General features: G+C 44.4%; 16 protein-coding genes. 9 read left to right on the top strand and 7 right to left on the bottom strand.

Annotation, left to right across the window (positions count from 1 at the left end):
* Nucleotides 1-12: 12 nt before the first annotated feature.
* From HGH91_RS22235 to HGH91_RS22200, 8 genes are all read left to right on the top strand, one after another.
* Nucleotides 13-1,017, top strand: coding sequence for an alpha/beta hydrolase (locus HGH91_RS22235; protein WP_168740982.1), 1,005 nt, complete (start codon nucleotides 13-15; stop codon nucleotides 1,015-1,017).
* A gap of 131 nt (nucleotides 1,018-1,148) precedes the next feature.
* Nucleotides 1,149-1,745 (top strand): RNA polymerase sigma factor, encoded by a 597-nt coding sequence (locus HGH91_RS22230; protein ID WP_168740981.1) that lies wholly within the window; start codon nucleotides 1,149-1,151, stop codon nucleotides 1,743-1,745.
* Nucleotides 1,746-1,813: 68 nt separating this feature from the next.
* Nucleotides 1,814-2,986 carry a FecR family protein gene (locus tag HGH91_RS22225; RefSeq protein WP_168740980.1) on the top strand — a complete coding sequence of 391 codons (1,173 nt, stop codon included), beginning with the start codon at nucleotides 1,814-1,816 and terminating at the stop codon, nucleotides 2,984-2,986.
* A gap of 368 nt (nucleotides 2,987-3,354) precedes the next feature.
* The gene (locus HGH91_RS22220; RefSeq protein ID WP_168740979.1) at nucleotides 3,355-6,705 is read left to right on the top strand and encodes a TonB-dependent receptor; all 3,351 of its coding nucleotides are present in this window, start codon (nucleotides 3,355-3,357) and stop codon (nucleotides 6,703-6,705) included.
* An 11-nt stretch (nucleotides 6,706-6,716) separates the two neighbouring features.
* Nucleotides 6,717-8,303 carry a RagB/SusD family nutrient uptake outer membrane protein gene (locus HGH91_RS22215; protein ID WP_168740978.1) on the top strand — a complete coding sequence of 529 codons (1,587 nt, stop codon included), beginning with the start codon at nucleotides 6,717-6,719 and terminating at the stop codon, nucleotides 8,301-8,303.
* Between the two features lie 32 nt (nucleotides 8,304-8,335).
* Entirely contained in the window at nucleotides 8,336-10,528 is a 2,193-nt protein-coding gene (locus HGH91_RS22210) for a hypothetical protein (RefSeq protein WP_168740977.1), read from the top strand.
* Between the two features lie 161 nt (nucleotides 10,529-10,689).
* Nucleotides 10,690-11,316, top strand: a complete 627-nt coding sequence (locus HGH91_RS22205) for a Crp/Fnr family transcriptional regulator (RefSeq protein WP_247651807.1) — start codon at nucleotides 10,690-10,692, stop codon at nucleotides 11,314-11,316.
* Between the two features lie 71 nt (nucleotides 11,317-11,387).
* Nucleotides 11,388-12,323, top strand: coding sequence for an ester cyclase (locus tag HGH91_RS22200; RefSeq protein WP_168740976.1), 936 nt, complete (start codon nucleotides 11,388-11,390; stop codon nucleotides 12,321-12,323).
* A gap of 5 nt (nucleotides 12,324-12,328) precedes the next feature.
* Here the strand turns inward: HGH91_RS22200 and HGH91_RS22195 are convergent, their stop codons facing one another.
* Complete coding sequence (locus HGH91_RS22195) at nucleotides 12,329-13,306, bottom strand: GlxA family transcriptional regulator (RefSeq protein WP_168740975.1); 978 nt, start codon at nucleotides 13,304-13,306, stop codon at nucleotides 12,329-12,331.
* A gap of 114 nt (nucleotides 13,307-13,420) precedes the next feature.
* Here HGH91_RS22195 and HGH91_RS22190 point away from each other — a divergent pair, with 114 nt between their 5' ends.
* The gene (locus HGH91_RS22190; RefSeq protein ID WP_168740974.1) at nucleotides 13,421-13,852 is read left to right on the top strand and encodes a VOC family protein; all 432 of its coding nucleotides are present in this window, start codon (nucleotides 13,421-13,423) and stop codon (nucleotides 13,850-13,852) included.
* A gap of 57 nt (nucleotides 13,853-13,909) precedes the next feature.
* On the opposite strand, the gene HGH91_RS22185 is transcribed toward HGH91_RS22190, so the two are convergent.
* From HGH91_RS22185 to HGH91_RS22160, 6 genes are all read right to left on the bottom strand, one after another.
* On the bottom strand, nucleotides 13,910-14,860 hold the full coding sequence (locus HGH91_RS22185) for an amidohydrolase family protein (protein WP_168740973.1): 951 nt from the start codon (nucleotides 14,858-14,860) through the stop codon (nucleotides 13,910-13,912).
* A 71-nt stretch (nucleotides 14,861-14,931) separates the two neighbouring features.
* Entirely contained in the window at nucleotides 14,932-15,504 is a 573-nt protein-coding gene (locus HGH91_RS22180) for a Crp/Fnr family transcriptional regulator (protein WP_168740972.1), read from the bottom strand.
* Between the two features lie 57 nt (nucleotides 15,505-15,561).
* Nucleotides 15,562-15,972: a hypothetical protein gene (locus HGH91_RS22175; RefSeq protein ID WP_168740971.1), complete on the bottom strand. Its 411-nt coding sequence runs from the start codon at nucleotides 15,970-15,972 to the stop codon at nucleotides 15,562-15,564.
* 373 nt (nucleotides 15,973-16,345) lie between these two features.
* Nucleotides 16,346-17,347: an aldo/keto reductase gene (locus tag HGH91_RS22170; protein WP_168740970.1), complete on the bottom strand. Its 1,002-nt coding sequence runs from the start codon at nucleotides 17,345-17,347 to the stop codon at nucleotides 16,346-16,348.
* A gap of 81 nt (nucleotides 17,348-17,428) precedes the next feature.
* Complete coding sequence (locus tag HGH91_RS22165) at nucleotides 17,429-18,337, bottom strand: helix-turn-helix domain-containing protein (protein ID WP_168740969.1); 909 nt, start codon at nucleotides 18,335-18,337, stop codon at nucleotides 17,429-17,431.
* 75 nt (nucleotides 18,338-18,412) lie between these two features.
* Nucleotides 18,413-19,210: a Fic family protein gene (locus HGH91_RS22160; RefSeq protein WP_168740968.1), complete on the bottom strand. Its 798-nt coding sequence runs from the start codon at nucleotides 19,208-19,210 to the stop codon at nucleotides 18,413-18,415.
* Between the last annotated feature and the right edge of the window lie 46 nt (nucleotides 19,211-19,256).

The following is a 19,256-nucleotide window of genomic DNA, read 5'->3' as shown; positions in this document are numbered from 1 at the left end:
ATAAATATTTTTATGAAGAAGATAAATCATACTATTTTATTTTATGACCTTTCGGCATGCATTTTTGCAGGAAAAAATATGAACAATAACCTGGTATTGTCGCCTGAAGTTGATAAGGCATTGGAATTTATACGGGCTATTAACGTCCCTGAAATGGAAGATAGCATACTGGTTGGCCGCAAGTTTTACGAAGGCTTTATTCCTATGGCAGGTGAACCGGAAGAGATATTTTCTATTGAAGAACAGGCAATTTCATCATCGGATGGAAGTACTTTTAACATTCGCATTTACCGCCCCTCCGGTCAGCCTTTGTTACCGGCGGTTTTATATTTTCACGGCGGTTGGTTTAATGCAGGAAGTCTTGATACACATGACCGGCCACTGCGTACCCTAGCCAGGTTATCGGGATCTATAGTAATCTCAGTTGACTACAGGTTGGCCCCGGAATATCCCTTTCCTATTGGGCTGAATGACTGTTGCGCTGCATTGGAATGGGTAGTTGATCAGGCGGCTACTTTGGGAATTGATGCTGCGAATATCGCATTGATGGGTGACAGCGCCGGCGGGGCGCTGGCTACGGTTGTTGCCAGGAAAGCTACAGTGGGTATGGGAATAAACATCCGTTGCCAGGTATTAATTTACCCCGTAACGGATTCTTCTCTCAGCACAAAGTCCTGGAAGCAGTTTGCTGATGGCCCTAATCTCACCCTGGAGGGAGCGGAAATAGCGTGGGACTTGTATACGCCTGATTTAATTAACCGTAATCATCCTGACGCGGCGCCGCTTTTAGCCATCGATTTATCCGGGCTGCCGCCTGCGCTTATCATCACAGCGGAATATGACCCATTAAGGGATGAAGCCATTCAATATGCACAGCAGCTACGGTCCGCCGGAGTGGAGGTAAAGCTAACCGAGTATGCAGGTATGGTCCACGGCTTCTTCCAGATGGGCGGCATTATAGCTGCGGGGAGGCAGGCAGTCGAAGAGGCGGCCGCCTATCTGGCAAGTAACAGGTGAGAATACAGGGTAAGGCATCGTGTTGACGGTGCCTTACGTTTTTTATCGCTCGTTCGGTCAACAATTACTATCAGTCTTTGGAAAATAAAATAAATGGAAATATGTATCTTGTACCTAGCAAAATACCTTAATTGGAAAATTTACCACGTTGTGAACATGAATTATTAGCATTGCTGGCGGGTGGAAACAAGCTTGCATTCCAGGAGCTGTTTGATCAATATTGGACACTTATATATAGTTTGGGCTTACGTATTACAAAATCTCCGGAATCGGCAAGGGACCTGGCCCAGGAGGTATTTCTCAAAGTATGGGATAACCGGGAGAGATTACCGGAGGTTAAAAATTTCAAGGCCTACCTTAGTACAATAGCAAGAAATTTAGCCCTTAACCACCTGGAGGCGACCACGATAAGGGAGTCTAATAAAAATTTCCTCGTTGCCTACTTTGCGTCTTCCCCTTTATCTCCACAGGAAACGCTGGAGAGAAAACATTTGCGGGATGACGTACAACATGCTGTTCGATCTTTGCCATCCCAACTTCGCCAGGTATTTATCCTTCATAGAATAGAAGGATTAAGTCATGACGAAATAGCTACCCGCTTGGATATTACACCGCTTTCCTCCAAAACCTATATGGTGCGGGCATTACAGCTGCTCCGGAAAAGACTTTTAAAGAATATTCATAACCTGTTGATTATTATATATTTAATTCTTTCTCTCTCTTTTTAAAGATTTTTTCAAAAACAATGTTTTCTTTTTCTCCGCTCGTCTGTCTTTATAGATAGTAAGCACTATTTATGTCAAAGGAAATAAAAATACTTTTTAGGCAGTATCTGAATGACAACCTCAGTGAGGAAGACTTTTTGCAGCTTTACGACCTGTTGGCGGAAAGGAAGTACGACCGGAAGGAACTGGAAGAGATAATGGAGGAGATGATGAATGACGAAGCCTTTGTTATGCAGGGAGGGGATAGTGACAAGGAAGCGGTGCTTGCTTCCTTGCTGGCAAACATCGATGACGGAAAAAACAACAGGCAACCCGGTACCATACTGCAAATGAACCTACGCCGTTGGATAGCCGTTGCGGCTGTGGCCACGGGCATCTTATTGGGTGGCTACCTGTTGCTGCAGAAGCCCCACCATAAGGAACTGGCAAAAATCGAAAAAACGGATGTACAGCCCGGAAGAAGTGGCGCCGTTCTTACGCTGGCTAATGGAAAACAAATTGCATTGGACAGCGCGGGCAATGGAATGATCAACCAGGATGAGGATACAAAAATCCTTAAACAGGATGGAGAGCTGAGCTATGCCAGGGAAGCAGCATCCGGTCAGCATCCGGCATATAACTCCTTATCAACACCCAGGGGGCGGCAATTCCAGGTGAAATTAGCTGACGGCACCAAAGTATGGCTAAATGCTGAAAGTTCCATTCGTTATCCAACCTTTTTTGAGGGGAATGAACGGATTGTGGAAGTAACAGGGGAAGCGTATTTTGAAGTAGCGGCAAATGCTAAAATGCCTTTCAAAGTAAAATTGGGACAAATGGCCGTCGACGTGCTGGGTACACATTTTAACATCAATGGCTACGAAGATGAAAATGGCGTAAAAACTACCTTGTTTGAAGGGCGTGTAAAGGTAACTAAACCCGGTGCTTCGGTATTGTTAAAACCTGGTCAGCAGGCGAAGACGAAAAGTGAAGAGAATATTAGTATAGCAGATGACATTGACCTGGAGCAGGTAGCCGCCTGGAGGGAAGGTAATTTTCATTTCGATAATAGCGATTTGCATTCCATCATGAGGCAATTAGCCCGGTGGTACGATATAGATGTTCAGTATGAAGCCAATGTGCCCACGCATTTTGGCGGTAATATTTCACGTAATGTCACGTTATCAAAAGTCCTGGAAATGTTGCAGGCAACCGGAACGGTCAACTTTGAAATCAAGGATAGGACAGTGATTGTCCGGCGCTGATTTCCTTCCCGTCAAAACATGTTGGTTAGACAATGAAAAACAAAGAATAGGGCATCCCACTTTATCTGTGATGATTCATTTGCTGAATTCCACATTAGTGTTCACTTAAAAATTTCATACGTTATGGATTAACAAAGTACTACTGATGCCTTAAAAAAAGCCGGAAGTGCTGGAAACACCCCCGGTCATCATTTGGGCAATTAACTACAATCGGCTTAAGACTGCTTATTTATCTCACCCAAACAACCAAAGTTATGGAATTAGATCCGCTTTGCACTAACTCCAGGCGAAAAATCGCGCGCGCTGGTGTATGTAGAACCAATGGGGCAAATAGAAGATTTTGTCTCGCAACCAAAACGCTGTTGATCATGAAACTAACGGCATTTCTTTTAACAGTTGCCTGTCTCCACGTAAATGCAGGCGCTTTTTCGCAGAATGTTTCTATTTCTGTTCACAATGCACCGCTGAAAAAGGTGTTCAATGAAATAAGGAAACAAACAAAATATAATTTTCTTTACCCAAATGAATTGTTGGACCGGGTAGCCGGTGTGACTGTTGACCTCAAGTCTGTACCGCTTGAGAAAGCGTTGCATGCCTGCCTGGAAAATTCATTCCTGGAGTATTCTATTGTCGAAAAAACAGTAATTATTAAGCAGAAAACAGAACGTACGCCAGTACCGCCGCCTTCTGTGGAGGCAGTTGAAAACAGGGTGAGGGGAAAAGTGACGGATGAAAATGGCAGCCCTTTGCCGGGTGTTTCTGTTGTGTTGAAAGGAACTAATAAAGGTGCCAGTACAGATAACAATGGTGAATATGCTATTGTTGTGCCGGACGGTACCTCTAAAATCCTGGTGTATTCATTCATTGGAATGGAGCAAAAGGAAGTAAACATAGGTAGCAAAACCGAAATCAATGTGGTGCTTAAGCAGGTGGTCCAACAACAACAGGAGATTGTTGTTGTGGGATATGGTACTCAGAAAAAGGTAAATCTTACTGGTTCGGTGGCAACTGTGAAAGGGGCAGATTTAGCAAAGAGGCAGGTAATCAATCCGGTTGCTGCGCTGGAAGGTATGCTTCCAGGCGTACAGATCACACAGAATTCCGGGCAGCCAGGTGCCGAAAACTTAAATGTCCTGATCAGGGGACAAGGTACTTACAGCCCGGCTGGTTCGGCGCCACTGGTACTTATCAATGGTGTGCCTGGAAATTTGTCGGACTACAGCCCAACGATGATCGAATCTATTTCTGTGTTGAAGGATGCTGCTTCTGCTTCGATATATGGTGCACGTGCGGCAAATGGTGTCATCCTCGTAACATTAAAGAGCGGAATTAACAGATCTGGTAAAGTAACCGTCTCTTACGATTTTGCTGGTCAAATGGCTAAAGCGACACGTTTACCAAAGTTTGTTACCAATTCCGCGCAATATATGGAGTTGTTCAATCAGGCGAATATCAATGGAGGCGTGAATAATCCTGATCTCATGTATCCGCAGTCAGTAATTGATCAATATAAAAATAGTACCGATCCTTCCAAATATCCAAATGCTGACTGGCAGGGATTAATGTTCCGCACGGCGCCTACCTATCTCCATAATATTTCTATCAGTGGTGGAAGCAAGACCAGTTATGATGCATCTATCAGCTATAATGATCAACAGGGAATCATGCGGGGATTTTCCTACAGAAAGTATAATGCATTATTCAACATGACATCTGAAGTAAGTCAGCGTCTGCGCGCCGGCCTTACAATGGGACTGAAGTCCGGTGATCAATCTCAGCCTATAAACGGTGCAGATGATGCATATTATCAAGCCCTTGCTCATCCCCCCACTGCGTTGCCCTGGGTGCAGGACGGATCAGGCAGATACACTTATCGCGCTTTTCCCTGGGAATATGTAAGACCCAACCAGTTCGCGGCAAATGAGCAGGTGGCCAGAAATGTTGATTACGCGGCTAATGCGCAACTGTGGCTGGATCTTAAACTATTCAAGGGCTTGAATTGGTATACAAAGGGAGCAGTGAATGGGTATTTTAACAAGAACAAAGCATTTGGAAATACTATTCCAACATATAATTTCTTCCACCCGGATAGCATGGCATTGTCTAATAACATACCTGCAATAGGATTGAGCGAGTATATGGATCAGACGATTTATAAAAGTATTTATACTTATTTAAATTATGATAATGCATTCGGCGATCATCATATAGGCGTGCAGGCAGGTTATAGCCAGGAAGAAGAGAATTATTCCAAGCTTTCGGGATCAAGGCCCAGCTTTTCAACCGGATCAACATTGCAGGAATTGAATGCTGGTGATGCTACGCCTCAGTTCAATGGAGGAACAAGTAACACCTGGGCACTGCGCTCAGTATTTGGTCGGGCTAAGTATGACTTTAAAGGAAAATATCTCTTCGAATTCAACATGCGTTACGACGGCAGTTCAAGACTGGCACCGGAAAAGCGTTTTGGTATATTCCCGTCGGCATCGGCTGGCTGGCGCATCAGCGAAGAGCGATTCATGGATGCATTAAAGAGCCGTGGAATAGTGAACGATATGAAACTTCGTGCTTCCTGGGGAAAATTGGGTAACCAGAATATAGGTAATTACCCTTATCAGGCATTGGTGAACCTGGGCAATCCTTATCCATTCGGAAATACACTTCAAACCGGCGCCTATGTTTCAGGGTTGAATAATGAGAATATTACCTGGGAAGAAACAACCATGTCGGACGCTGGTCTGGACCTTACTATGTTTAATCACTTCAACCTGGTATTTGATATCTATCGCAAACAAACAGAGAATATCCTGCGTACAGCACAGGTTGCGTATGTAGTGGGTCTGACTCCACCAACCGTAAATAGCGGCGCCATGAGAAATACGGGAATGGAACTGGCCATCAGCTATAACAATAGCATCAAGTCCGGAGCAATGAAAGACTTTTCCTATAACGTTGGATTTAATATCAGTGGCTTCAGGAATACTACCGTGAAATTCGGTGCGCAACAGGACAACGGTAACACCGTTATTAAAGAAGGTACTCCTTGGAACTCCTGGTATCTGCTGCAGATGGATGGCATATTCCAGACGCAGGATGAGGTGAATAAAGCGCCGAAACAGTTTGGAGATGCAACACAGGCCGGAGATATCAGGTATAAAGATACCAATAATGACGGTGTAATAGACAATAACGACAGGGTTGTTATGACGAAAGGAGTATTCCCTTCTTTTGTATATGGTGCGACCATTAGTTTAGCGTGGAAAGGATTTGATTTGTATACTTTCCTGCAGGGGGTTAAAGGACAATATGGATTCTACTCTTTTACAGCAGGACTTACGCCTTTTTATGCAGGAACTCCGCCAATGGCAGACAAGGTGGATAAATACTGGACTCCTCAGAATCATTCCAATACAGACCCTATTTTGTATTTCTACACCACCGCAGGTGCACAGCGCGTTTGGAGTCATCCATCCACCTATCAGTTGTTTGATAAATCCTATATGCGTGTTAAACAAATGCAGGTTGGATATACTGTGCCTGCCGCATCACTCAGCAAAACGCATGTTGGATTATCGTATCTCAGAATTTTTGTTGCTGCTGATAATTTCCTGACGTTTACAAAATTCCCTGGCACAGATCCTGAGAAACCACAGGATGGAGGATTTCTATCTTACCCGCAAAACAAGGCATTCTCGTTTGGTATCTCTGCTAAATTCTAAATCCAGTAATTATGAAAGCGACCAAGTATTTATATATATCCATATTCATATTAGCGGGGATCGTAGCGCCACTCTCTTCCTGTCAAAAGGTGCTCGATCAAAATCCCACAGACCAGCTGAGCTCAGGAACATTCTGGAAAACGGCGAATGATTTCAAGCTTGGATTGGCAGCCTGTTATAATACTATTCAGGATTATTACCTCTCCAGCGGCATCCAGGATTTGGACGGAATCTCCGATAATGGGGTAAGCGTTTTTAGTTATAACAATGAACAACTGATCAATCAGGGGATTACTGTGTCTTCTCATGCCACTGATAACTGGTATATTTGGGGATATCAGCGCCTCGCCACCTATAATATTTTCCTGGCAAACCTGAATAAGTATACCGGGAACGATATGAGTAAGGCGGATATGGCGAACCTGGAGGCGCAGGTTAAATTGTTGAGAGCAATGGAGTATTACCGGCTATGGGTCTTCTACGGCGCTGTACCATTGGTTACAGAACCACTTACCCTTGAAACGCAAATGGTGCCCAAGTCGGATGCAGAATCCATCTTCAAGCAGGTTGTGGCTGATTGTGATTTTGCCATCGCCAATCTGCCAGATCAGGATTTCTGGGGTTCCCAGGGACACGTTACAAAATCAGCAGCCCTGATGGTGAAAGCGAGAGCCTATCTCTACCATGGATTTGATGCTTCCGGTAAGGCGGTTGCCGGGGATATGAATACAGTGGCCACGTTGACTTCCCAGATAATCAATTCCGGAAAATATTCACTTGGTAAATACTATCGCGGGCTGTTTTCACATGTGTTAGGGCAACAGGAAAATAACCCGGAATATCTTTTCGCTGCTTTTTATCTGGCTCCGAACAACAGTAAATATGGACTTTGGGGGTTCCTGATCTCCACCATGCAATTCTACTGGCAATCGGTTCATCCGCTTCCATCTTTACTGGATGCCTATGAGTTCAGCAATGGTGATCCGTACAATCCGCAGGATCCGCGGGTAGATAAAAAATACCTTTTCCGGAACCGTGATCCACGCATGGCGCAAACCGTCTGCCGCGACACCGTGCATTGGGAAGATGGTTCGATTGATCTGATTGGCGCTGCTAAAACTGCTTACATCCCTTATCTGTATTGGAAATCATGCGATAAAGAGGAAGTTGTTGCAAACGGAGGAGTAAATACACAGAAAACCGGTGTTCCTAATACCGCATACGTACCACTGATGAGATATGCAGAAGTATTACTCACTCATGCTGAGGCGGTGAATGAAGTAAGCGGACCCAATGGACAGGTTTACCAGGATGTAAATGCGGTAAGAGCCCGTGCCAATATGCCTCCTTTGCCAGCAGGTCTTTCACAGGACCAGATGCGCCAGCGTATCCGCAATGAACGAAGGGTAGAACTAGCCTTTGAAGGCTTCCGATATTTTGATATTAAAAGATGGAGAATTGCTGGTCAGGTGCTTAATGGTACATATGACGGACTGGTAAACAGAGTATTTACCTCTCCAAAGAATTACCTGTACCCACTTCCTGAGCAGGAAATTCATGTTAATACGGCATTAAAACAAAACCCAGACTACCAGTAAATATAATGAAGCGTCTACTAATTACTATGCTTATGATGACTACGCTCGCCTTTGGACAGGGACGTAAGTCATCGTCAGCTATTCCAAAGCTTGAAGCATTAGGATCAGATTGGATGGCTGTTTCCTCCCTTAGGAACTTCCCTTCGGTGACGAACTTTATTGGAGCGTTACAGACAACGGAAAATCTTACCGGGTTCCAGAACCTTACTTTCCCGCCATATGCCCAGGGCGGATCGCAACCTTATTCGTGGGAATTTGGGCTGAATTCACCCTCGTTGTCAGACGATAAAAAAGAACCAGGAGAATGTGCATTACTGGTAAATGGAAAGTCGGTCACAGCATCATACAGCCGCTGGCTTCCGTATGAAGTGCAGCGAAAAACCGTTATCGGCAATGTAGCGCTGAGCTCACTCATACGTTTGCCATTTGAACAAAAGGGTGTGTTGGAAAAATTGGTGCTGCACAACAAGTCTTCGAAAAATCAGCGCCTGACGCTTAGTGTAAAATGCCACGGACAGGTACGTTATTATGCGCCCCAGTCTTGGCGGACCTGGGGAAATGGACGTCCGATGGATGCCAATTTCACCCTACTGTCGCCAGCAGATTTACAGGCTGGCGATAGAAAGAGCTTCGCTATACAGGATAGGACTTCCCAGGCTGTAACGGGTTTTTCATTTGTGACCGTCCCAGATACATTCCTTATTGCCGGTAATAAAAACGAAGTACAATGGAACATAGTATTGGCTCCGGGGGAAAAGAAAGTCATTGAATGGGCATGCGTAATCGGTGATAACGCTAAAGCCATAGGTGCCTTGGCTGATAGCTGGACAAGGAATTTCAGGGAAGAATTTGATGCGGCTAAGATGAAATGGGAGGAGCGTTGGCAGGGATCTTTTGTACCTGGGAACAACCATTTTTCAGGGCATTTCCCCACTTTGATAACAAACGATCCAAAAATACGGCGGGTATATTACATGGGCGCATTAACCCCGCTTTTACTTTGCCGGACCAACCTTCCCTTGAGCCCGCGTTGCTTTGTAACGGCGGGCCCTCAGTGGGCAAATACGCTGACTTATTTCTGGGATGCTGAAATGTGGGCCAATACCTGGGCAATGCTGGAACCGAAAACAATGCAGGAGCACCTGGCAAAATGGTTGTCGATGGATATTCATCGTTGTTATGCAGTAGATGACTTGTCAGGTGGAAGCGCAGGCCCCTGGTACGCGGCCAACGACTGGTCCATCTTTCGCTGTGTAGAAGCGTATCTTGCTGTAACCGGCGACAGTTCCTTCCTCCGCCGGCGCATCGGTGACCAGTCCGTACTGGAGCATCTCGAAGCATTAGCCACCTTTTATGAAACCCGTCCGCTGACAAAGGATTTGCCCCTGGGTAATTATGGTGGGGCCGAGAACTTACTCGAATGCTCTCCCAGTTATATCGAAGGAGTACCTTCGCTGAATGCAGCTAATGTGTATATGCTAAGAAAAACCGCGGAGTATTTTCAGCAATCGGGCAACAGTGAGCGTGCAGCCATATTGCAAGCTAAAGCAAAGAAGCTGCTGCCTTTCGTTATGTCGCTTTATGCTCCCGAAGAAGGGGTTTGGAATGCACTTGATACTGCCGGCAATAAAGTACCTATCCGCCATTGTTTTGATTATATCGTTATCGGACAGGCGTTGGAAAATGACTTGACAGGAAAGATAAAGAAGGAGATGAATCATTTTGTACAGTCCGAATTACTCACCAAAACATGGATGCGTGCTATGTCGCTTAAAGATCCTGCTGCTGCAAAATCGGATCGGCCAGACCATGGCCCGATGGGCAGTTATGACGCATGGCCGCCGTTAACAATGGATGTCATGTGTCGCCTGGGCGATTTTAACCGCGCATTAACTTTTCTACGCGCTACAGAGGAAATTACACACCAGGGACCCTGGGCACAGTCGCATGAGTTCCTGGGACCGGATAGCCACGGTTATAATCCTATAGTCCGCACTGCCAGCCGCGGTGGGCAAGATGCGAATGAAGGTTGCGGTGGCGCATTTGCCGAAATTATCATCCGTTCGTTTTTTGGTTTTCGGCCAGATCTTTCAGGTGATAAACCTGTTTTATTATCTCCTCATTTGTCACGTGGCATGGAAGGGACATTAAAGCATGTGCCCTGGAAAAATAAATTGTATACCATTGTCAGTGATACGAAAGGGGTACATATGGTGGCGGAATAAAAGGTCGCTACCTTACAGTAAATAGATTAACCAGGTTATGAGACAACAGCGGTGACGTAACACCGCTGTTGTTATTGACGCCAGCCTGGATGCCGGTGGGTACGGTAACAGTATAAATATCTTGAAATAACTGCTATTATTCTCTTCATAAAAGATTAACATTGTTACTTTATAATAAAGATAACAGCACTAAAGCCGGCAGCTATATGGGCGATGAACTTATCCTGGAAAACATTGAACGTTATATTCATCTTGAGAAAGAAGAAGTCAACCTCTTATATTCCCTGTTAACCCCACGTACCCTCAAAAAGAAATCATTCCTGCTCCGGCAGGGCGAAATTTGTAAAACGGAGAACTTTATTACCAAAGGTTGCCTGAGAATGTACTCGATCGATGAAGGTGGTTTTGAACACATTGTTATGTTTGGTGTGGAAGGCTGGTGGGTAAGCGATCTTTTTAGCTTCTTTACCGGTACGGCTTCAGAATATTATATAGATGCATTGGAAGATACCGAGTTATTACAGATTTCAAAGCCAGACCTTGAACGGTTGTATGAGCAGGTGCCTAAGTTTGAACGTTTTTTCAGGATACTGTTGCAGAATGCTTTTGTGGCACAGCAACGCCGTATTAATCAAAACCTTTCCTTTACGGCGGAGCAGCGCTACCTGGATTTCATAAAAAAATACCCCCAGCTGGAACAGCGCATACCACAAAAACAGGTGGCGGCTTATTTAGGCTTTACGCCTGTATTTCTCAGTATGCTCCGGAAAAAGCTAAGCCGGCAATAATTTCTTCAACCAGTTTAATTTTTTTGATTTTCCCGCATCGTTCATTTGTGGTTCTAAATACACACAAATAAATGAAGCAGCAAATTTTTGGTACACGCAATGACTGGACAGGCCTGATCTTGCGTCTCACGCTAGGCCTGATATTATTTCCCCATGGCGCACAAAAAGTACTCGGGTGGTTTGGCGGTCCCGGGTTCGGCAATGAAATGGTCTTTTTTACAGATACCCTGCATCTGCCCTGGCTCATTGCCTTCCTGGTAATCGTCATCGAGTTCTTTGGTGCACTTTCCCTGATTATTGGTTTCGCCTCCCGGATATGGTCAGTAGCCATGATCCTCCTATTTATTGGTATCATTTTCACCGCGCATGTGGAGAACGGCTTTTTTATGAACTGGTTCGGCACACAAAAAGGAGAGGGGTATGAGTATCACTTACTGATAATAGGCCTGTCGCTCGCCTTGCTGATGAATGGCAGCGGCAGATATGCGGTCGACAATATGTTAGTTAAACCGGTGAAGATCCCGCTATCCGCCCTGGCAGTATCGGGAACCCTGCTCCTGTTATTTACGGCATGTAATCAGGCGGGTCCGGCGGTGGCGCAAAAAAATAAACAATTGGTGGAACGCTATTTCGATGAAGCCTGGAATAAGGGGCATGTGGAAGTATTAGATGAATTATTGAGCCAGGATTATATCAATCATACGCCATCTGTGCCGGATCCTCCAAAGGGCCCGGATGGTTTGAAACCCATTGTAAATGCAATCCGGAAAGCTTTTCCGGATTTGCATTATACCCTTAAAGATGTTATTGCTACTAACAACAGGGTGGTAGCCAGGGTAGTAATGACCGGTACACAAACGGATACTTTATTCGGTATACCACCTACCGGTAAACAGGTGAGCGTTAACCAGATCAATATCGAAGAAATAGTGGATGGTAAAATAGCAGAACACTGGCGGGTTACCGACGAACTGACAATGATGAAGCAGCTGGGGATAGTAAAATAATTGGTTTAGTCCAGCATTTTCCTCGCGTACTTGTTCTTGTATTCTACCGGGGTCATGCCCGTATTACGCCTGAAAACATCCCGGAAGGTCTGCGTATCCGTATACCCAACATTCAACATTACTTCCTGGATAGATTTTCTGCCTATTTCCAGTTGCTTTTTAGCCCCTTCTATTTTAACCCGCTGTATATATTCGGCAACAGTATTCCGCGTAGCTTTTTTAAAACGTCGTTCAAAAGATCTCCGGCTCATGTTGAAGTGTTTCGCCAGTTCATCAACAGTGAGTTTGTTTTTATAATGCTTCTCAATATACAACTGTACGTCTTTGATGCTGTCGTCGTGATGATCTTTCAGGCCATGAAACACGATGAAGGGAGACTGTATACTTTTGTCTAGATCAATGACGAAATATTTGGCTGCATAGATAGCAATTTCCCGGCCCGCATATTTTTCCACCAGGTGTAGTAATAAATTCCAGTAGGCATTTCCCCCTCCGCTGGAATACAGGCCATGCTGGTCGGTGATCATGCGTTCATCTGCCACATCGATAGAAGGATAATAGTACTTCAGTTCATTGGCATAATTCCAATGGGTAGTACATTGCCTACCCTGCAAGAGTCCGGCGAAGGCGAGCAGAAAAACGCCGGAACTCAAACTGGCGATTTCCACGCCTTCTTTATATTGTTCGGCTGCCCACAGCGAATAGGCGGTATTGAGCATAACTGCAGTGCTCATGTCGCCCGTTAGGGCGGGAATGATAATGAGGTCGGCGGTTTGTATGTCTTCCAGCCGCACATCGGGGGTTACTTTAAAAAGACCGCCATTATACTTTACTTCGTCGGTAATACCCGCCAGCCGTACGTCAAACAACGGCTTTTTCCCACGATCAGTCAGAAAGGTGTTTACCATGGTAAAAACATGCTGGCAGTCAGCAATGGAAGCCACGGCAGCATTTCTTACAGTGAGGATGAATATCTGGATCATAATCACCAAATATAGATCAAATGAATGACGCAAATACCCACCATAAGTTGCCGTATTTACCATTTATGGCAACTGCTTTCTGTCTTTACCTTTGTTTCCATTAAACAAATCATCATGCAAGCAATCACCACCTATTTCAATTTCCTGGGTAATACCGAAGAGGCCATGAATTTCTACAAGTCTGTTTTTGGAGGAGAGTTTACCTCATTTACCCGTTTCAAAGACGCTCCTGGCAGCGAAAATATGCCCCCTCACGAGCGGGATAAGATCATGAATATTATACTGACCACAAAAAGCGGCGCCATTCTTATGGCGACTGACTTTCTTGAATCCATGGAACAGAAAGTAGTATTGGGGAATAACATACACCTGGTGATCCACGCCGATTCAGAAGAGGAAGTAGATACCCTGTTTAAGTCACTTTCAGCCGGCGGAAAAGTAGAAATGCCGGTGAATAAGACTTTCTGGGGAGCCTATTTCGGTATGTGTGAAGATAAGTTTGGGATTAAGTGGATGCTGAGTTATACGTATCCGGCAGGTAATTAATGAGAGAAATTTCAAAGAATGATGAAAAGGCGGTGCTGGCACCGCCTCTTCATCATCTTACAAGCCCAACAACCTTTCCGCATTCCCTCCTGCTATCTTCGCTACATCTTCGGGAGGCAGTGGAATACTTTCCAGGAACTGTTTCCCCGCTTCATTTGTACTGAAAGGATAATCTACGGAAAACATCACATTATCGATACCAAAAGTTCCCAGTGCAGCCATCAGTGGAGCTAAGGTAAAAATCCCGCTGGTGGTAATGTGCACCTGGTCGCGCAGGGTTTGGCTAACTGCACGCTGGTGATACCCTGTGCCGGAAACCTGGAATTTTTCATCCAGCCGGGACATCATCATCGGTATCATTTCTCCCATATGCCCAATGATGATCTTTAACCCGGGATACCGGTCTAATGTTCCGGTGATGATCAAACGTAGTACCTGTAGGGCTGTTTCGGCATGCCATCCCCAACCGCCGCATGCCAGCATCACACCCATTGACCCCGGCAGATCGTTGTAGTAGGCTTCGGCTACAGCTTCAGGTGGCAGGCCGGGATGCAGGTAAAGAGGCATTTGTAATTGTTCTGCTTTTTGCAGTAATGGCCTGAATTCCGGAAGGTCCAGGAATTTACCATTGGTGAGCCCATTGATCAGGGCTCCGCAGAAATGATGTTCTTCTTTTGCCCTTTCCAGCTCGTTTGCTGCGGCTTCCGGGGAAGACATCGGTAAATGTGCGAAGGCCTTAAACCGGGTAGGATGTGTGGCAATTCTTGCGGCAAGGAGATCATTGTATCTCATGGCGAATTGCAGGGCTTCCTGTGGGGGTAAACTTTCTGCGCCCCTTCCCACTACAGATAATACCTGCACATCAATACCGTTATCGTCCATTGATTTTAAGCGGGTATCGTTGATGTCAGCGAGTTTCTCCACTGCCTGGGGAGGTAAAGGCCACTGCTGTATCTCATGGCTAAATTCAGGTAAGGCAATGTGTTCTTCTAATGTTATAATGCGCATAGCTGATTGAATTGGGTGAGCTGCAAAAGTCCAGCTATCCAATCGCTATATTATTGATCGGGATCAAATAATCAGGATCCGGATTTTATTCTGCTGAGTGCTTCCTGGGTTATATTGAGATAATTGGCCACCAACTTATTAGGTAAACGGAGTACCATCTGCGGGTTTTCTTTCAACAGCAATTGATAACGCTCCCGCGGGTTTAGTGTAATAAAATCTTCCAGCCTGCTGGTGTTGATAATATAGGCCTGTTCCAGAAAACCACGATAAAATATTTCCCAACCGGGAATAGTGTTCAATAGGGAATAAAAATCCTCGCGGTGAATATATAGCAATTCCGATGGCTCAATAGCCTGTGTATCTTCTTTGAGCAATGTACCATCGATAAAAGATGTTAAAGAGGTAGAAAAAGAGTTTTCAAAAGCAAACCGGCGTGTCGCTTCTCTTCCGTCTGGTTTTATAAAATACACCCGTAAGCATCCTTTGTTTACGAAAAACATTCGTCTTGATAGTTCTCCTGTTCTGCCAATTACCTCATTCTTTTTTGCAATCAGGAGATGAAAACAAGAAAGCACTTGCTGCAAATCAGCTTCGCTTAATTGAATCCTGTCGGTAATAAATTTAGTCAGCTGTTGAAAATTCATAAAATGAAAATAGTATAAATATCCCCTTCAACAATCTACCTCATCGTTAGCCTACGGCTATTTTTTCTCAGTTTCCAATTTTTCTATGATATTTCTTTTCTGTTTGGCGGTAAATAATTTAACCCAGGCCAATACCAGCGCGTCATATCCTCCTGATTTTTCTTGCTCTTCCTTTGTAAGGCTGATAAAAGAAACCTGGGGCTGGGAGCCTTTGTCGGTATAAGGTTTCACACAAATTCTGAAAAAATCAGTTTTAGTAAGTAGTTCGTTTCCGGTATTTCCTGTTACAAAGGCGATTTTTTTATTTGTAAAGTCGAAAATTTTATGTTGATCTTTCGACAGAGAGTTTAGAAAAACAGATTCCTGTTTGCTGAGAACCGGATTGTTATCAAATCCTAAACTTTCAGGCGTTTGCCCGAAAAGATCTGTTGTGAGAAAAGAAATGGTCATTAGCAGGATTTTTTTCATGAGATTGATACCAGAAGTTAGTTAAAGATATTCTTTCAGCCACTAGTTGCTCATCGCCAATAAATGACCTCATTAACATCTTCAAATTAAAAAATATCGTCGATTTAAAATCACTCATTTAAAATCAATAGCTGCCAAGCGCAGCTATATTCGAGGAGTTTTCTGATTGACGATAAAGGTAATATTGTTGAGATGAATCTTCATGGAAAAGAGCTGGAGGCAAAATTGGCGGAGCTGTTTAAATAGCGGCATGTATGGGGGACCTGGAGCGTCTGAATCAAATTTTGCTTTGATATCTAACGGCTGCGTCCAGGTACCCCACATGCAATTCATTTGGAACCGCAAGTCCCTGTGAATTTGCAAAACCAGGTTATCAGTGATCAATCATTGCCATGGCGCCTTCGTTGTAACGGGCGCCAATATTCGGATATTTCGCAACTATGGTATCAATCAATGTCAGTTCCTGATCGGTCAATTGAATCTCAACCGCACCGGCATTTTCTTCGAGATATTTTCTCCTTTTGGTTCCGGGTATGGGGATGATATCTTCGCCTTGCGCCAGTACCCAGGCTAGCGCCAATTGGGCGGGAGTACAGTTTTTATCTTTTGCCAATAACGCGAAATCAGCAACAAGCCTGGCATTATTTTCTGCATGCTCGCCATGAGAGCGTGGCAATGTTCGCCTGAAATCATCTTCGGCGAGGCTATTGAGATCGAGTACATTGGAAAACAGCCCTCTTGCCAGGGGAGCATAGGGAACCAGGCTGATTTGTAACTCCCTTATCGTTTTCAGGACTTCGCCCTCCACATCGCGGGCCAGCAATGAATATTCGCTTTGCAGAGCTGTAATCGGGTGGATCGTATGGGCCTTTATAATGGAAGCGGCTGATGCTTCGCTCAAGCCGATATAACGGACCTTGCCTTCTTTGACGAGATCGGCCATCGCGCCTACTGTTTCTTCAATCGGTACATTGGGATCAACCCGGTGAGCATAGTACAAATCTATGGTATCAATTTTCAGCCGTTTCAGGCTTTGCTCCACGGCAATTTTAATCCAGGCAGGGGAACCATCGAAAAATGTACTTGTGCTTCCGCTAGGTCTTGCAATACCATCTTTAAACCGGAAGCCAAACTTTGTCGCGATGAATATCTTCTCCCGGTTAGGGACCAACACCTTTGAGATGAGCTCCTCATTCGCTCCATTGCCGTACATATCAGCCGTATCCCAAAAGTTGATGCCCTGATCTAATGCCTTTTCAAGTGTGGCTATATTTTCCTTATCATCTGCCGGGCCATAAGCAAAGCTCATACCCATGCAGCCAAGGCCGACGGCTGACAGCCGTTCATTGGTTTTTCCCAGATTCCTGTATTGCATAGTCATTAAATTTTATTCTATGCAAAGGTAGAAATGCGGGAAGCTGCCTGTTTATAATAATCAAACGGATGCTTACACTATTCAAACAGCTATATTGCGAAGTTGGTTAGGCGACATGCCGGTGTGTTTTTTGAAGAAATTGGTAAAATACGACGGGTACTCGAACCCGAGACTGTATGCGATGTCCGCAATATTCCAGTCTGTATGTTGCAGAAGGGCGCTCGCTTCTTTAGCTATCCGGGTAGCAATCTGTTCGGAAGTCGTTTTTCCCGTGGTTTCCTTTATAGACCGGTTCAGGTGATTAACATGTACCGACAGCGCATGAGCATAATCGGCAGGAGTTTTCAGTGACAGACTTGCTAAGGGCGAGTCTATAGGAAATTGTCGCTCCAGCAGCTCCAGGAACAGTCCCGAAACCCGCGCCGAGGCATTGGCATAAGTTCCAAAACTATTGACTGGATTGGATTTCATGGCCTCATGGATCAGTAGGTGTAGATAACTACGCAGCACATCATATTTCTGAGCGTAGCTGGAAGCCATTTCCGCCATCATCTTTTGAAAGATGCTAGAAATTTCCTGCAGCTGTGCTTCTCCGGGAAAGAAAATGGGATTGCTCCCTATTTTAAAGAGCGGGGAATCCTTTAGACTTTCTACACGTTCAGTATGCTGGATAAAGCCTTCAGTAAACAGGCAATACCATCCGGATTGCTGCTCAGACTCCGGTTCCCAGGAATACGGGACTACCGGGTTTGAAAAAAGCATGGCAGGGCGGTCTATCTGTACCCACTTGTCTGCGTAATACAGCTTGCCCGTCCCTATGATCAGGGATGCCTTGTAAAAATCCCTGCGGCTATAAGGTGAAACAACGGAATAAGACTCCCGGCTGAAGACATTAAAATGACCTATTCCCGCATTATTTGTTGATTGCGGCGAAGCAACATCCTTGGGAAGTCTTTTGTAAAAATCCTCCACACTTTCTGTCGTTTTCATAATATGAAATTATAAAAATCAAACATGATTCCAAAGGAAGAAATAAAAACGTTTTGGGAATGGCCCGGGGGAGCTTTATTTGCCAGGATCCAGCACAGCCTGACTTAACATCATGGCAAAAGGCAAGGCTGCAGTATAATTAAGCTCATCATATTCCAGACCAAGTAACCTTATATTGCTATAATATTCCTGATGATGCAAATAATAATACTTTTCAGATTGTACAAACCATGCTTTGTGACCTAAATGTTGTGCAAGAAACCATTTTTCCAGTAACCTGCCACTTCGGCCATTGCCATCATTCCAGGGATGTATTTTAACAAAAATAAGATGGATCATGCTGGCGAAATAAAAGACTTCCTGTATGTCCAATTGTTGTTTCAGTAGTATCTCAATATCATTATATAGCTTTTCCATTTCGGTATTCACTATAAATGGAGAAGCGGCAACACACTCAATGCTACCATCATCTGTGGTTACATACATATTCTGATTTCTAAAACGGCCTTGCCAGTTTTTGGAAACAATATGTTTTGCTAAAATGGTATGTATTGTTGAAATGTTTTCCCTTGTAGATGTATGGTCTTTAGCAAATTGATAGGCGAGATATAAATCGTCAATTTTCTTTGTATAGTCTGGCTGAAATTCAATGCCAAATCTTTTGTGCTTTATGTAAGAGTCCAGCTCAATCGGTTCTCCTTCAATTTTACTGGAATAGACAGACGCTACTGAAGCATAAAAACTGAAATTATCATTGGATAACGCTGCATCTTCCAATGCAGCAAATTTTGTAGTCAGAGCAGTTGCATCAACTTTATCCTTGAATTGCTGCAATAGGTCATCGTTTACTATTTGAAGCGGATAAGTACTCATGATGCAAAGAATGAAATCAATGGCGAAATGTAATAGTAGAAATATA

The sequence above is a fragment of the Chitinophaga eiseniae genome, assembly GCF_012641265.1.
In the GTDB taxonomy this organism is placed as follows: Bacteria; Bacteroidota; Bacteroidia; order Chitinophagales; family Chitinophagaceae; genus Chitinophaga; species Chitinophaga eiseniae_A.
The sequence above is the reverse complement of the archived record's forward strand: the minus strand, read 5'-3'. Positions and strand labels throughout refer to the sequence as shown.